Source organism: Arthrobacter sp. StoSoilB13 (assembly GCF_019977255.1).
Classification (GTDB): Bacteria; Actinomycetota; Actinomycetes; order Actinomycetales; family Micrococcaceae; genus Arthrobacter.
Window position 1 is genome coordinate 2,509,854 of record NZ_AP024647.1, and the last position, 14,669, is coordinate 2,524,522.

Consider the following 14,669-nt stretch of genomic DNA (forward strand, 5'->3'; position numbering starts at 1 on the left):
GCGCTAAGCTAGGACTCGCTCCGGCGAATAACCGGAGCGACGCGGGCGTAGCTCAATGGTAGAGCGCTAGCTTCCCAAGCTCGATACGCGGGTTCGATTCCCGTCGCCCGCTCCATCATGACCCCTTGCCTCCGGGCAGGGGGTCATCTTGTTGGGAACCATGTGTGGTCCTGGCCCTCTTTGCGCGTGAAACCCGGCACTCACCAGATAAGGCCCCGCACCCGTCGACCCCGACGGCCACCAAGCCTAAACTCGTAGATACATCCACCTATCCGGGAGGTCCTCCAATGACTCTCACCGACGATGCTGAGGCGGGTCCACTCGCCGTCATCCACCGCCTGCTGGAAGCCACGAACAAGCATGATCTGGAAGCCTTGGCCGAATGCTTCGCGCCTGGCTACGTCAATGAGACGCCTGCCCACCCCACCAGGGGCTTCACGGGCAGGGACGCTATCCGCAGCAACTGGGAGCAGCTCTTCACAGGAGTGCCGAACATCAGAGTTCGTATGGTCTCCCATAGCGTGTCCCACAACCAGGCCTGGACCGAGCTGCACATGCAGGGCTCGTGGCGGGATGGCACGCCGCATGAGCTCACCGGCGTCATCATTTTCGGCGTGGAAGAGGGCGTCATCAACAGTGCCCGGTTCTACATGGAGCCTGTGGAGCACTTCGTTCGGGTTGACGACACCGCGGATCGCGTCAGCCACCGCGTAACGCATGGCCGGCCCGCCGTCGAGCCTGCACAGTGAGTCAGCCCGATACCAAGCTGCTCAGGCGCGGGGTGTATCGTCAGGAGTCAGGAGCCATTTCGGCTCCGCTCTAGGGAGCCATCATGGGCGACAAATCACCGCGCCAAGCTGCATCGAAGAAATCCAGTAAATCCATCAAGGAAAAGCGCGCGGACAAACGGGCCGCCGAGACACCCGACACTGCGGCCGCGAAACCCGCAACCGGCCATAAAAAGTGATTGGGGCGCAAGGTCCGCTAAGCATTGGCGTCCTGGGTTCTTCGCTGAAGCCCAACGAGCAACGGCTACCGATCCACCCTCAACATCTTGAGCGCATTGCTCCGGAACTGCGCCAACGGCTCCACCTTGAATATGGTTACGGCGAACGCTTTGGTGTTCCGGACAGCACACTCGCCGGGCTTGTGGGTGGGCTGGGGACCCGGCAGGAGCTCATCGCCGGGAACGACGTCATTCTGCTGCCCAAGCCGCAGGTCGAGGATCTTGCGGAACTTCGGGACGGGCAGACCCTTTGGGGTTGGCCGCACTGCGTCCAGGACGAGGCCATCACCCAACTCGCGATAGATAAAAAGCTAACTCTCATCGCTTTCGAAGCCATGAACCACTGGGCTGCCGACGGCGGCTTCGGACTTCACGTCTTCCACAAAAACAACGAGCTTGCCGGATACTGCTCCGTGCTGCATGCCCTGGCTTTGACCGGCTCAACGGGTGATTACGGTCGTCGCCTGACAGCAGTGGTCATCGGTTTTGGCGCCACTGCCCGCGGAGCCGTGACAGCGTTGAATGCGCACGGCGTCCATGATGTCCAGGTCCTGACGAACAGGGGTGTCGCCGCGGTGGGATCTCCGATCCACTCAGTGCGGATCGTGCAGTTCGACCACGACAACAATGCACCCTTCCTGAGCGAAGTCATCACAGACGGTGGTCGCAAGCCGTTGGCCCCGTTCCTTGCTGCCGCGGACATTGTGGTCAACTGCACCTTGCAGGATCCGAATTCCCCGCTGACGTATCTGCGGACAGAGGACCTGGCCGATTTCCGGCCGGACAGCCTGATCGTGGATGTGTCCTGCGATCCCGGGATGGGATTCAGCTGGGCAAGGTCCACAACGTTCGATGAACCCATGTTCCGGGTGGGCGGGCACGTGAACTACTACGCCGTTGACCATAGCCCTTCTTACCTGTGGAACTCGGCCAGCTGGGAGATCAGCGAGGCTTTGTTGCCATTCCTGGAGACTGTGGCCGCAGGTCCGGAGGCGTGGGACACCAATGAGACGATCTCCCGTGCGATCGAGATTCGCGACGGCGTGATCCGCAACACGGATGTGCTCGAGTTCCAGGGACGCTCCGCGGAGTACCCACACTTGCCGGCTGCGGCGGAAGCGTCCGTAAGCTAAAGGCTCCACAGCAAGAAGGCAGTGCCTGCGGCTCCCCGCAGGCACTGCCTTTCTGTTTGGTTTCGGTTTTTACCGCTATGCAGTCTGTGTCCGGTCCACGATCCGGAGCACTCGACGCCGGTCACGCAGGTCCACTTTGATGTGCAGGGAAGCCTTCCGGGCAAGCACGACGGCGACAACAGCCGCCGCCGCTGCCGGCACACCGCCAGCCACAAGGATGGCCAGGTGCGGCCCCAGGTGCTCGGCCAGCCACCCCATGACGGGGCCGCCAATTGCCTGGCCGCCGATGAGCACCACTAAGTACAGGCTCATCACCCGGCCTCGAATGCTCATGTTGGAACTGGTCTGCACCATCTGGTTTGCCGCCGTGAGGAACATGAGGCACCAGAATCCAGCCAGGACCATCGAGACGCTGAACCAGACCATGGACGGCATCACGGACGATAGGCAGAGCATCAAGCCGTACAAGCCCGCCGAGAGCACCACCGACCGCAACCGGAGCTGACGGCGCCGCGTGGACGTGACCGCGCCTATCAGTGCACCGAGCGCAACCATCGCGTTCAGCAGGCCGTAGCCTCCGGCCCCGGCGTCGTACACGTGGTCCGCGAAGGCGGCCAGCAGCACCGGGAGGCTCATTGCGAAAACAGCCACGAACCCGGCCATCAACCATGGCCAGTAGATAGTGGGTTTGCTGAGCGCGTACTGGAGGCCTTCGCGGAGCATGCCCTTCTTGCGGGGCGTCGGCCGGCTAAGATGCAGCTGGTCTTTGCGGAGGATCAAGAGCATGGCCACGGTGGAGCAGCATGCGACTGCATTGGCCGCGAATGCCCATCCAGCGCCCACGGCGGTGAGCAGCCATCCCGCGAGTGCCGGGCCGATCAGGCCACCGAGCTGGAAGGTTGTTGAGTTGACGCTGATGGCGTTGCGCAGGTACTTGGGACCGACGAGTTCGTTGACGAATACCTGCCGCGCCGGCTGGTCCAGGACGGTCACAAAGCCCAGGACCAGGGCGATTGCGTAGACGTGCCAGACTTCTACGCGCTGGCTGAGGGAAAGCGCCGCCAACGTCGCAGCCAGAACGGCTGCCGCGGACTGGCAGATGATGAGGATCTTTCGCTTGGCGAAGCGGTCTGCCATCATGCCGCCCCACGGGCCAAGGAACAACGACGGCATGAATTGCAGCGCCACGGTAATTCCGACCGCGGTGACGGAACCAGAGAGCTGGAGCACCATCCAGTCCTGGGCAATGCGCTGCATCCAGATCGCAATCACGGCGATGAAGTGGCCAATTGCGAAGATCCTGAAGTTAGGTACTTTCAAGGAGATGAAGGTGTGCCGCCAGGGCAGCTTTTCGCTTACGACGGCGAGCGGCTGGGTGACGGTGTCCGGCGTCTGCGGCGCGGACAGGGAATCGATGACGGGCTGGCTGACGTTTGCCGCTGAAGGCGGTGGGGGTGCCAAAGGTAGTCCTCGGATCGAGAGTTTCGGTGGGATGCCTTTAACGCTATGGTTGCCAGCAGCAATTATGGAAGCGTATTACGCCTATAACTAGCATTGCGGATTGCAATGACGCTCCCGCGCTTTCGCAGTTTTTCCACCCTCCCGAGGAGTTCCGTGTGTTTGAACCTGTCCAGCTCCGCTCCTTCCTGGCCGTCGCAGAGACGCTGAGTTTCACCAAGGCGGCCGAGCGGTTGGGGTTGGCCCAGCCAACGGTGAGCCAGCACGTCCGCAAGCTTGAAGCCGCCGCCAAGCGGGTCCTGGTGGCCCGTGACACCCGGGAAGTCCGGCTGACGGACAACGGTGACGCCATGGCGGGTTTTGCCCGCAGCATCCTTGCCGCCCACGACTCCGCAGCACGATACTTTTCCGGTTCCGCAATGCGGGGCCGCCTGCGGTTTGGCACGGCGGATGACCTCGCCATCACAGGGCTCCCGCGGATCCTGCGCGAATTCCGGCAACTGTATCCGCAGATCAACCTGGAACTGACCGTCAGCCAAAGCGACCAACTCTACAAACGCCTCAACGCCGGCCAGCTGGACCTCGTGTTCGTGAAGTGGGTGGCTGGCGCCAAGGAAGGCACCGTGGTCCGGCATGACAACTTCGCGTGGGTTGGCGTTGAGCAAACCGTCCTGGAGCCGGGCGCGCCCGTGCCGCTGATCGCATACCCCGCGCCAAGCCTGAGCCGGAAGTTGGCCATCGACGCCTTGGAAGCCGCCGGGCGCACGTGGCGCATCACATGCAGCACCAAGCAGATCAGCGGCGTACTGGCCGCAGTCCGGGCGGGTATTGGCGTGGCCGTGATGCCGGCGTCCCTGGTTCCCGAAGACCTCAAAGTCATCACCCAACGATTCGACCTCCCGCCCGTGGGAGACGTCGACTTCACGCTGATCCGCAATCCCCTGGCCAACGCCGAAGTCATTGATGCGCTGACCCAGGCGATCATGGGCCGGGCGCTGAGTAAATCGAACTAACGGCTGGGCCGGCTCGCCTGGTGACGGCCCAGAGGATCATTCTCAGCTTTGTCGAGCTCGGGGTCATGACACACTCGCACGGTAAGCGCATTCCGACTAACCTGAACAAATGATCGATCTCACGACGTTGGCGGACCTGACGCCCGGCATTTGTTCCGTCACCCTGCGGGAGTTGGGGATTGACGACATCGTGCGCATTTCTGCCGACGCGGGCTTGGCAGGCATCGAGTGGGGCACTGATGTCCATGTCAGTGACACCACATCCGCTGCCCATGCCAAGGAGGCCACCGAGGCCGCAGGCCTCAGCGTCATGTCGCTCGGTTCCTATTACCGATCTGGAGCTTTCGGCGATTTCGAGCCCGTCCTCAGCCTCGCGGCCGCGCTCGGCGCGCGTCGGATCCGGGTCTGGGCCGGGGAGCTTGGTTCAGCAGACGCCAGCCAAGAGCACTGGGACGCCGTGGTTAAGGACACGCAACGCATCGCCGATCTGGCCGCGGCCCGAGGGACCGCAATCGCCTTCGAGTACCACGGCAATACACTCACGGACTCCCCCGAAACAACGCTTGAGCTCCTGCGGCGTGTGAACCACGCCAACGTCGGCACTTACTGGCAGCCCGCCGTCGGGCTTTCCGACCAGCAGGCGCTGGAATCGCTGCACGAAGTCCTCCCCCATCTGGTGGGCGTCCACTGCTTTTCCTGGGGACCTGAGGCTGAACGCCATCCACTGAGGTCGCGCAAGCTCCTATGGCAGACTGTCTCCGATGTCCTTCGCGGCAACGGCAAGGACATGGACATCATGTTGGAGTTCGTTGAGGATGACCTCCCGGACAACGTGCTCAACGACGCCGCTTTCCTGCACACTATTACGCTCGGGGAAGACTAACGCCACTTCGACGGCCTCGGAGCGGTCGAAAGCTTACTGGCATCACTTGCGCCGATTACATATTCCTAGCGGTATCGCTACAAATGTGTAATCCCAGCACGACGCCGAGAAAACCAGATCCACGCTTCCGCCCGGCCGGGCCGGCCAAGGGGCCCGCGATGCTCACGAAAACTGCAAGCAACTAGGCTGTTTGACTCTCCACCGGCAGCTCGGTGCTTCGGCGGAGTTTGACGGAGCCAACCACAGAGCCGCCATCCGGGTCGCCGGCCGCAAGCCTTCCAATGTCCTCAAGCGGCAGGTACACCGTGGACAGGGCGGGACGGAAGTCCCGCAGCGTTTCAATGTCGTCAAAACCAGCGATGTTTGCGTCACGGGGAATCCACACGCCCTCTGACCGCAATGCGGCGGTCACGCCTATGGCCATGACGTCGTTCACCGCGAAGATGCAGAGGCGTTCGCCGGAGGCCTTGATTCGTTCGGCCAGCGCCAGCCCGGCGTCGTATCCTCCCGCGCGGTTGAAGCCTGTACGGATAACCTCGGCGGGGTGCCGGCCGGTGTCGGCGAGTCCGCGCTGGAAGCCGCGGATCCGGTCATCGGAGGTCAGGAGCCCTTCAGGGCCGCCAACAACGACGAAGGCGCCCTCATGCACGGCAGCCAACTGGTCAGCGAGCTCCGCGGCGAGGTCCTCGTTGGGCACCTCAACCACGTGGTAGCCCTCGTCGGTAGTGGAGCCCACGATCGGGTGACACACGACGCCGACATGCCCGCCATTACGGCAATAGCGATCCAACTCGGCAGCGAGCTCCAGATTGCCCTGCTCATCCTCGGGCCGTGCCGAGCGGGAACCGGCGATGACGATTGAATCTGCGCGACGGGCAGCGAAGGCTGCCACAGCTTCCCGCTCATCCGAAGGAGCGCCGGAGGTACTGGCCAACAAAACCATGCGGTTCTGTTGGCGAGCCGCCTCCTGGACGCCGCGGGCAATGGCCGAAAAGTAGGGGTCGGCGATGTCGTGGACAATCAGTCCGATGAGTCCCGAGCTGGACTTTGCAAGCGCCTGGGCCTGGGCATTGGGGACGTAGCCGAGCTTTTCCGCGGCCTCACGGACGCGCTCCGCGATATCCTCTGCGGGCTTACGGGTGGAACCGTTGAGGACACGGGACGCCGTGGCAAGGGACACCCCTGCCAAACGGGCAACTTCACTCAATGTGCTGGCGGCCACGAGGCCCTCCTTTTCTGCAAGCCTTTGAGACTGGCGCTAAAGAAATTATGGCAGTCTTCACCCATTTTTGGGAAAGCGCTTGCCAACCCAGCTCGGCATAGTGCATGATCGATGCAACGGGAATGCGCTTTCCCAACCTCTCGAATTGCAAACACCGGCAACGCACAGCGGCCGGCACACAAGGACCTGGAGAAAACATGGGCTACGAAACAAAGACGATCCGCATCGCCATGAACGGCATCACCGGCCGTATGGGTTACCGCCAGCACTTGCTGCGATCCATCCTCCCCATCCGCGAAGCCGGTGGCTTCACGCTCGAAGACGGCACCAAGGTTCAGGTGGAACCGATCCTGGTAGGCCGCAACGAAGCCAAGATCCGTGAGCTCGCCGAACTCCACAAGGTCTCCGAATGGTCCACGGACCTGGACGCCGTCATCGCCGACCCCACTGTGGACATCGTCTTTGACGCCTCAATGACCAGCCTTCGCGCCGCCACCTTGAAGAAGGCCATGCGCGCCGGCAAGCACATCTTTACCGAGAAGCCCACGGCTGAGACCCTCGAGGAAGCAATCGAGCTGGCGCAAATCGGTAAGGAGTCCGGCGTCACCGCTGGCGTCGTGCACGACAAGCTGTACCTCCCCGGCCTGGTCAAGCTCCGCCGCCTCGTGGACGAGGGATTCTTCGGCCGCATCCTCTCCATCCGCGGCGAATTCGGCTACTGGGTCTTCGAAGGCGACGTCCAGGCAGCCCAGCGCCCGTCCTGGAACTACCGGAAGGAAGACGGCGGCGGAATGACCACGGACATGTTCTGCCACTGGAACTACGTGCTCGAAGGCATCATCGGCAAGGTCAAGAGCGTCAACGCCAAGACCGCCACCCACATCCCCGCGCGTTGGGATGAAGCCGGCAAGGAATACAAGGCCACCGCTGACGATGCTTCCTACGGCATCTTCGAACTCGAAACCCCGGCCGGCGACGAGGTCATCGGGCAGATCAACTCCTCCTGGGCCGTCCGCGTCTACCGCGACGAACTGGTCGAGTTCCAGATCGACGGTACGCACGGTTCCGCCGTCGCCGGTTTGAACAAGTGCGTTGCGCAGCAGCGCGCCCACACCCCCAAGCCCGTCTGGAACCCGGACCTGCCCGTCACCGAATCCTTCCGCAGCCAGTGGCAGGAAGTCCCCGCCAACGCTGAACTGGACAACGGCTTCAAGCTGCAGTGGGAAGAATTCCTGCGCGACGTGGTGGCCGGCCGCGAACACCGCTTCGGCCTGCTCTCCGCAGCACGCGGCGTACAGCTTGCCGAGCTCGGCCTCCAGTCCTCGGCGGAGCGCCGCACCATCGACATCCCGGAGATCACCCTCTAATGACGTCACTCATTCTTCCCACCAACGACGGCGGCACCCGCGAGTACCGCCTCCAGCCCGCCACTGCGTGGGTCAAGCCGAGCGCCCCGCTGACGGCCCGCCGCGCGTACGCCGCAGCCCACGTCATCCCTGAGGTCGCTGCTGACAACACCCCCGGCGCTCCGGCGCAGCTTGATTGGGATGCCACGCTGGCATACCGCCATGAGCTTTGGTCCTACGGACTTGGGGTGGCTGATGCCATGGATACCGCGCAGCGCGGCATGGGCCTGGACTGGGCAGCTACCCAGCAGCTCATCAAGCGCACCGGTGCCGAGGCAGCTTCCGTTGTGGCAGCGGGCAACTCAGCAACGGCCGGCGAGTCCGTCCGGGACCTTGTCTCCTGCGGCGCAGGTACGGACCAGTTGGATATCAGTGCACTCCCTGAAGGCGCGGCCGGCATCCAGGCCGTCATCGATGCCTACCGCGAGCAGATCGCCGTCGTCAGCGAAGCAGGCCCCAAAGTTATCCTCATGGCCTCCCGCGCATTGGCCAAGGTGGCCAGCGGCGCCGACGACTACCTGCACGTCTACTCGACGCTCCTGCAGGAAGTTGACCAACCGGTCATCCTGCACTGGCTGGGCACCATGTTCGATCCCGCGCTGGCCGGATACTGGGGCTCGGATGATGTTTCCGTGGCCACTGAGACGTTCCTCAGCCTGATCCGCGAGCACGCGGACAAGGTGGATGGCGTGAAAGTCTCGCTTCTGGACGCTTCCCATGAGGTCGCCCTCCGCGCCAACCTTCCGGAAGGAGTCCGTCTCTACACGGGCGACGACTTCAACTATCCGGAGCTGATCGACGGCGACCAGAGGCACCACTCCGATGCCTTGCTGGGCATCTTCGCTGCCATCTACCCCGCTGCTTCGGTTGCCTTGCAGAAGTACGACGCCGGCCAAAGTGCAGAGGGTCGGGCCATCCTGGACTCTACGCGTGAGCTCGGAAAGCACATCTTCAGCGCACCGACGTTCTACTACAAGACTGGCATCGCGTTCATGTCCTGGCTCAACGGCAAGCAGCCCGGGTTCCAGATGGTTGGAGGACTGCACTCGGGACGATCTGTGCTGCACCTGGCCAAGACCTTCGAACTTGCCGATCAGGCCGGCTTGTTGAAGGACCCGTCACTGGCAGCATTCCGGATGTCCGATTACCTCAGGATCAACGGAGTGGGCGCATGAGCGATTTTTCCAGACTCTCGCTGAACAGCGCGACTACCAAGAAGTGGACTCTTGCCGAAGCCGTTGACGGTTGTGCACGCGCCGGCATTCCCGCGATCGGACCGTGGCGTGACCGTGTTGCCGAGGCTGGGCTGGATAAAGCAGCGAAGCTCATCAAGGACGCCGGGCTCCGGGTTTCGTCCCTGTGCCGGGGAGGATTCCTCACGGCGGCTGATGCTGAAGGTCAGGCTGCGGCGCTGGCGGACAATTTCGAAGCCGTCCGCGAAGCAGTCGCGCTGGACACCCAAGAGCTGTTCCTGGTGGTTGGCGGGCTTGCTCCAGGCGAGAAGGACGTGGTTGCTGCCCGCCAGCGCGTTGCCGACCGCCTCGAAGAATTGGTCCCGTTCGCTTCGGAGAACGGCGTACGGCTGGTGCTGGAACCCCTGCATCCGATGTATGCCGCCGACCGCGCGCTCATCTCCACCCTTGGCCAGGCCCTGGATCTCGCCGCGCCGTACGACGCCAGGACTGTGGGCGTCGCAGTCGATACGTTCCACGTCTGGTGGGATCCGGAACTGAAGGCGCAGATCGAACGCGCCGGGCGCGAAGACCGCATTGCCTCCTACCAGGTATGTGATTTCAACCTGCCGATCGCTTCAGACGCGCTGCTATCCCGCGGCATGATGGGCGACGGCGTCATTGACTTCGCGACGATCGGCACCTGGGTCCGCGACGCCGGATACACGGGCGACATCGAGGTTGAGATCTTCAACCAGGAGATCTGGGACGCCGATGGAGATACCGTCCTGGAAACCATGAAGCAGCGTTACGCGGAGCTTGTCCTCCCGTACGCCTAACAACCCTAAGACCCCACGAACCCCAACAACCCCAAGAACGTGGTCCTCCCGCGGATGCCCTAAGCTCCGCGGGAGGACCGCCCCCAAAGCAAGCGAGCCCCTGCCCGGTCACGGCAGGGGCTCGCTTTTTCGTAACGTTTTGTTTCAGCGGGGAGGCGCGGAATGCCCATGTTAGATAAGTGGTACATAGCTGAAACATTGCGTCGATGAGAGGAAACAATGGCCACCTACGCTGGTTTCACCTGGACAAAGAGGTCCAAGAAACCACTGAAAGGACACCACCATGATGCTCTTGAAGACTCTCAACTTTTTCCTGGACGCCAGCAGCAGCCACAGCGGCTCCTCAGGCGATTCCCCTGAAGAAAACTCGCCTGCTGCCACCTTCGCCTCGGAGCGCCTGTCGTCCAGCGCCTGGGAGGGCTGGTGGGACGACGCCGACCAGGGCTTCCCTGCAGGGGCGTAATCCGCGCGGAGCCCCAGCCCGGCTAAAGATTGGCGGGCACGTGGACCTGCGCGCGCGGAACACCGATCAAGGTGAGAGTGCCGCCGTCGTTGGCTTGCAACTCCACCCGGATATTCCGGGTTCCCTCTTCGGGCTGGACGGAGCTGACACGGAAAACCTCACCATGGATCTCCACTCTGTCACCGTCGCGAACAGCCTTGAGCTTCCTGCGGGTGGTACCGGCCCCCGTTGACGCGCTGCGCTTCACTTCTTGTCTTTGGCATCTGCGTTTCGTTCCCGGGCTTCGTTGGCGCGTGTTTCGTCTTCGTAGTTCTCACGAAGTTCCTGCCCGCGGCGGATAAATTCGTCTTCCTGCTTCTGCTGCTTATCGCTGCGCTTGGTATCCTTCGGCGGGAGTTGGATGCTTTCTTCAGCTTCAATACCTCCCTGCAATTGCCGCCCGCGTTCCATTTCGGCGTCAAATTCCGCGCCGAAAAGCAGCGACATGTTCAGGATCCACAGCCAGAGCAGCATGATGATGACGCCTGCCAGCGTTCCGTAGGTCTTGTTGTAATTGCTGAAATTCGCAACGTAGAAGCCAAAACCGAGCGATGCCAGTGCAAAAATAACCAGGGCAATGAGGGATCCCGGGCTCATCCAACGGAACTTGGGCTGCTTGACGTTGGGGGTGTAGTAGTAGAGCACCGCAATGACGATGACCACCAGCACGATCAGGACAGGCCACTTGGCGATATTCCACACTGTGAGGATCGTGTCGGACATTCCGATTGCCTTACCTATAGCCTCTGCCACTGGTCCGCTCAGGACGAGCATCGCGGCGGCCAGTGCCGCGCCCACAAGCGCGACGACGGTCACGGCGAGCATCGTCCCGCGCAGTTTGATGAAGCCGCGGCCTTCATCCACTTCGTACACGCGGTTCATCGCCCTGCTGAAGGCCGTGGTGTACCCGGAGGCCGACCACAACGCCACCAGGATGCCCAGGGCCAGTGCAAAGCCCGCCGCGTTGGAGCGAGTCAATTCCTCAATGGGCTGCCGCATGGCGTCAACACCGGGCCCTGGAGCGAACTGCTGCACGATATCCAGCAACGCCGTGGTGGTTTTCCCGGCGTCGCCAAAGATCCCGATGAGGGAAACCAACGCCAAAAGCGCGGGGAAAAGGGAAAGCACTGCATAGTAGGTGAGGCCGGCAGCGGCATCGGGACACTGATCCTTGTTGAACTCCCGCAGCGTCCTCTTGGCTATATACATCCACGTGGGCTTCACCAGGTCGTTGAGACTATCCGGCTTGCGCTCGTCTTCAGGGGCGGGAGCGCTGCCCGCCTTCGCCGTGCTGGTGTGTGCTGAATTTTGAGTACTCATGGGACACCTGTTCGTGGGTTGAGCATGCGCGAACAAACTGACCACTTAATAGTAAGCATGCTGATGAATTGCATGGAAGAACCAGGCGCAGAGATCCTGCGGATCCCGGAAACCGCCCCGTGGAAAGGTGCCCTACGCGGGTTTGCCCAGAAGGAATTCGGACGGCGATTCAATGACAGCGCGGATCACTTGACCCGCCGCGCCCAGCAGCGTCCCGGAGTGCTCCAAACGCGAAACTGTGAGGCTTTCCGGCTTCAGCAGCCCCGGTGCGTATCTTTCCAAACTCGACAGCACTGCCGGTTTCAGCCACTCGGCGAGGACGGCAAAGTGCCCCCCGAGCACCACGGCTTCGACGTCCATCAGACGCGCAGAAGAGGCGAGCGCGATGCCCAGGTACCGTCCGGCGTCCCGAACTGCACGCTTGGCATGCGGCTCATCGGCGGCCAAGGCGGCGAGCAGAAGTTCGGTTCGCCTGCCAAGAGACCCCTCCGGGATGCGGGCAGCTTCGAAAATGGCTTCCTGGCCGGCGAATGTTTCCAAGCAGCCGGCCCCTCCACAGGAACATGAAGGCCCCTCGGGATGCACCACGATGTGGCCCAGTTCTCCGGCGGAACCGCCAGGTCCCGTGTAGAGCTCAGAACCGATGATGACCCCACCGCCAACGCCCACTTCGCCGGAAACGTAGAGGAAGTCCGAGGGGGCCTTCGCCGTACCAAAGCTCACCAAGCGCAGCACTGTTTGCCTCGTTGGACAGCCTGACACCGAGCGGCGCGTCCTCCAGCAACGCCCGCGGATTCAATTGCTCGTGCTCCCAATGGAGGTTTGGAGCGGACAGGACGATGTCGTGTTGCTCATCAACCAGGCCGGGAACCGCAAGACCACCACCGAGGATCGTGATGCCGGCAGAGGCGGCTGCGGCTTTCGCCTGACCGGCCAGCACGCCCAGTTCGTCCATGACGGCACCCGGCTTGAGCCCGCGGTTGCGGGACTCCACCGTGGAACTGAATCGCAGGTTCCCGCCGAGGTCCACCAAGCCCACGGCCAGATAGTCGACGTTGATTTCCATTCCGACAACGCCCCGGCGGGAGCTGAGCTCAAGGCCCTGGCCTGGCCGCCCCCGCTCCCCATCGCGATACAGGCCCACCTCGGAGACGAGGCCTGACTCCACGAGATCAGCGACCAAACTCGATACCGCCGCCTTGGTCAGCCCTGTTCCAGCCGCCACTTGCGCGCGGCTGGGCTTGGCGTCGCCGTTGCGGGCGATCGAATCCAGGACAAGCGAAAGATTACGACGGCGGACGTCACCTACGCGCCCCGGGGCAGCTTGCTCATTCACTCGGGCAGCCTCCTCAAGGGCTTGAAAGATTTTTGCTGGCTTCCATTGACCATGATCCATCATCCCCCATATAGTTCAGATTGAAAACTAATTGGAGTGCTTTTTATCCATGGCCTCCCCACCGCCTTGCAAAGGAGCAACAATGACCCCGCAGCCAACTCCCCAGGACCGCTTCACGTTTGGCCTTTGGACCGTGGGATGGACGGGCGCCGATCCCTTCGGCGTTGCAACCCGGGCACCCCTGGACCCCATTGAAGCCGTTCATAAGCTCAGTGAACTCGGCGCTTACGGCATCACTTTCCACGACAACGACCTCGTCCCCTTTGACGCCAGCGCCTCCGAGCGCGACCTCATCCTGAAGAACTTCAAGGGCGCATTGGCCGAAACGGGCCTCAAGGTTCCGATGGTTACCACCAACCTGTTTAGCCACCCCGTCTTCAAGGACGGCGGATTTACCTCAAACGACCGCTCCGTCCGACGCTTTGCCCTCAGCAAGATCCTGCGCAACATCGACCTCGCCGCTGAACTGGGCGCCGAGACGTTCGTGATGTGGGGCGGCCGCGAAGGCAGCGAATACGACGGCTCCAAGGATCTCTCCGCCGCGTTGGATCGCATGAAGGAAGGCGTGGACACCGCCGCCGGCTACATCAAGGAGAAGGGCTACGGTCTTCGGATTGCCCTGGAACCCAAGCCCAACGAGCCCCGCGGCGATATCTTCCTGCCGACTGTTGGCCACGGCCTAGCGTTCATCGCCCAGCTGGAACACGGCGACATTGTGGGCCTCAACCCCGAGACCGGCCACGAGCAAATGGCGGGCCTGAACTTCACCCACGGTATTGCCCAAGCCCTCTGGGCCGGCAAGCTCTTCCACATCGACCTCAACGGCCAGCGCGGGATCAAGTACGACCAAGACCTCGTCTTCGGCCATGGCGACCTCACCAGCGCCTTCTTTACGGTGGACCTCCTGGAGAATGGCTTCCCCAACGGCGGGCCCAAGTACGACGGTCCCCGCCACTTCGACTACAAGCCCTCCCGCACGGACGGCTACGACGGCGTATGGGAATCGGCCAAGTCCAACATGTCCATGTACCTGCTCCTGAAGGAACGCGCCCTCGCTTTCCGCGCAGATCCGGAGGTTCAGGAAGCGCTGGCCACCTCGGGCGTCTTCGAACTCGGCGAGCCCACCTTGAACGCCGGCGAAACCACCGCCGACCTCCTGGCTGACGCCGGCGCCTTCGAAACGTTCGACGCCGACAAGGCCGCCCAGCGCTCGTTCGCGTTCGTCCGCCTCAACCAGCTCGCCATCGAGCACCTTCTGGGCGCGCGCTAAAGACCAGCCATTCGCAATTCCGTCGCCGGGGCCACAAGGTTCCTTGTTT

General features: G+C 62.6%; 14 protein-coding genes, 1 tRNA gene and 1 pseudogene. 11 read left to right on the top strand and 5 right to left on the bottom strand.

All coding sequences use genetic code 11. The features are described from left to right. Positions 1-41: 41 nt before the first annotated feature. The 4 genes from LDP01_RS11800 to LDP01_RS11810 all read left to right on the top strand — a co-directional run bounded on the left by LDP01_RS11800 (position 42) and on the right by LDP01_RS11810 (position 2,139). Positions 42-115, top strand: a tRNA-Gly gene (locus LDP01_RS11800). Between the two features lie 172 nt (positions 116-287). Then, the gene (locus tag LDP01_RS11805) at positions 288-749 is read left to right on the top strand and encodes a nuclear transport factor 2 family protein (RefSeq protein ID WP_224089348.1); all 462 of its coding nucleotides are present in this window, start codon (positions 288-290) and stop codon (positions 747-749) included. A gap of 83 nt (positions 750-832) precedes the next feature. Continuing rightward, on the top strand, positions 833-967 hold the full coding sequence (locus tag LDP01_RS23440; RefSeq protein ID WP_263422272.1) for a hypothetical protein: 135 nt from the start codon (positions 833-835) through the stop codon (positions 965-967). Beyond that, complete coding sequence (locus LDP01_RS11810; protein WP_224089351.1) at positions 964-2,139, top strand: N(5)-(carboxyethyl)ornithine synthase; 1,176 nt, start codon at positions 964-966, stop codon at positions 2,137-2,139. Before LDP01_RS23440 ends, LDP01_RS11810 begins: the two co-directional genes overlap by 4 nt. Before the next feature lie 75 nt (positions 2,140-2,214). Here the strand turns inward: LDP01_RS11810 and LDP01_RS11815 are convergent, their stop codons facing one another. Then, positions 2,215-3,600 (bottom strand): MFS transporter, encoded by a 1,386-nt coding sequence (locus tag LDP01_RS11815; RefSeq protein ID WP_224089353.1) that lies wholly within the window; start codon positions 3,598-3,600, stop codon positions 2,215-2,217. Positions 3,601-3,755: 155 nt separating this feature from the next. Between LDP01_RS11815 and LDP01_RS11820 the strand changes: the two genes are divergently transcribed. Both LDP01_RS11820 and LDP01_RS11825 read left to right on the top strand, forming a co-directional pair. Further along, complete coding sequence (locus tag LDP01_RS11820; protein WP_223934726.1) at positions 3,756-4,610, top strand: LysR substrate-binding domain-containing protein; 855 nt, start codon at positions 3,756-3,758, stop codon at positions 4,608-4,610. 109 nt (positions 4,611-4,719) lie between these two features. Beyond that, a complete protein-coding gene (locus LDP01_RS11825; protein WP_224089354.1) occupies positions 4,720-5,493 on the top strand; it encodes a sugar phosphate isomerase/epimerase family protein in 774 nt (257 codons plus the stop codon). 181 nt (positions 5,494-5,674) lie between these two features. Here the strand turns inward: LDP01_RS11825 and LDP01_RS11830 are convergent, their stop codons facing one another. Further along, positions 5,675-6,715 (bottom strand): LacI family DNA-binding transcriptional regulator, encoded by a 1,041-nt coding sequence (locus tag LDP01_RS11830; RefSeq protein ID WP_224089357.1) that lies wholly within the window; start codon positions 6,713-6,715, stop codon positions 5,675-5,677. 197 nt (positions 6,716-6,912) lie between these two features. Between LDP01_RS11830 and LDP01_RS11835 the strand changes: the two genes are divergently transcribed. The 4 genes from LDP01_RS11835 (at position 6,913) to LDP01_RS11850 (ending at position 10,595) form a co-directional block, all read left to right on the top strand. Further along, positions 6,913-8,082 (top strand): Gfo/Idh/MocA family protein, encoded by a 1,170-nt coding sequence (locus LDP01_RS11835; protein ID WP_224089359.1) that lies wholly within the window; start codon positions 6,913-6,915, stop codon positions 8,080-8,082. Further along, positions 8,082-9,296, top strand: coding sequence for a dihydrodipicolinate synthase family protein (locus LDP01_RS11840; RefSeq protein WP_224089360.1), 1,215 nt, complete (start codon positions 8,082-8,084; stop codon positions 9,294-9,296). Before LDP01_RS11835 ends, LDP01_RS11840 begins: the two co-directional genes overlap by 1 nt. After that, positions 9,293-10,132: a sugar phosphate isomerase/epimerase family protein gene (locus tag LDP01_RS11845; RefSeq protein WP_224089361.1), complete on the top strand. Its 840-nt coding sequence runs from the start codon at positions 9,293-9,295 to the stop codon at positions 10,130-10,132. The genes LDP01_RS11840 and LDP01_RS11845 overlap by 4 nt, the downstream gene beginning before the upstream one ends. A gap of 283 nt (positions 10,133-10,415) precedes the next feature. After that, a complete protein-coding gene (locus LDP01_RS11850; protein WP_224089363.1) occupies positions 10,416-10,595 on the top strand; it encodes a hypothetical protein in 180 nt (59 codons plus the stop codon). Positions 10,596-10,617: 22 nt separating this feature from the next. Here LDP01_RS11850 and LDP01_RS11855 read toward each other — a convergent pair whose 3' ends face one another. From LDP01_RS11855 to LDP01_RS11865, 3 genes and pseudogenes are all read right to left on the bottom strand, one after another. Then, complete coding sequence (locus tag LDP01_RS11855; RefSeq protein ID WP_224089365.1) at positions 10,618-10,842, bottom strand: hypothetical protein; 225 nt, start codon at positions 10,840-10,842, stop codon at positions 10,618-10,620. Next, positions 10,839-11,954, bottom strand: coding sequence for a YihY/virulence factor BrkB family protein (locus tag LDP01_RS11860; RefSeq protein ID WP_224089369.1), 1,116 nt, complete (start codon positions 11,952-11,954; stop codon positions 10,839-10,841). The genes LDP01_RS11855 and LDP01_RS11860 overlap by 4 nt, the downstream gene beginning before the upstream one ends. Positions 11,955-12,086: 132 nt before the next feature. Next, a pseudogene (locus LDP01_RS11865) lies at positions 12,087-13,350 on the bottom strand (ROK family protein). 82 nt (positions 13,351-13,432) lie between these two features. Between LDP01_RS11865 and xylA the strand changes: the two are divergent. Then, entirely contained in the window at positions 13,433-14,620 is a 1,188-nt protein-coding gene (gene xylA, locus LDP01_RS11870) for a xylose isomerase (protein WP_224089372.1), read from the top strand. Positions 14,621-14,669: the final 49 nt, after the last annotated feature.

Bases quoted from the DNA above. Each gene is read 5' to 3' on its own strand.
- LDP01_RS11805 (WP_224089348.1), top strand. From the start codon at position 288: ATGACTCTCACCGACGATGCTGAGGCGGGTCCACTCGCCGTCATCCAC.
- LDP01_RS23440 (WP_263422272.1), top strand. From the start codon at position 833: ATGGGCGACAAATCACCGCGCCAAGCTGCATCGAAGAAATCCAGTAAA.
- LDP01_RS11825 (WP_224089354.1), top strand. From the start codon at position 4,720: ATGATCGATCTCACGACGTTGGCGGACCTGACGCCCGGCATTTGTTCC.
- LDP01_RS11835 (WP_224089359.1), top strand. From the start codon at position 6,913: ATGGGCTACGAAACAAAGACGATCCGCATCGCCATGAACGGCATCACC.
- LDP01_RS11840 (WP_224089360.1), top strand. From the start codon at position 8,082: ATGACGTCACTCATTCTTCCCACCAACGACGGCGGCACCCGCGAGTAC.
- LDP01_RS11845 (WP_224089361.1), top strand. From the start codon at position 9,293: ATGAGCGATTTTTCCAGACTCTCGCTGAACAGCGCGACTACCAAGAAG.
- LDP01_RS11850 (WP_224089363.1), top strand. From the start codon at position 10,416: ATGATGCTCTTGAAGACTCTCAACTTTTTCCTGGACGCCAGCAGCAGC.
- LDP01_RS11860 (WP_224089369.1), bottom strand. From the start codon at position 11,954: ATGAGTACTCAAAATTCAGCACACACCAGCACGGCGAAGGCGGGCAGC.
- xylA (WP_224089372.1), top strand. From the start codon at position 13,433: ATGACCCCGCAGCCAACTCCCCAGGACCGCTTCACGTTTGGCCTTTGG.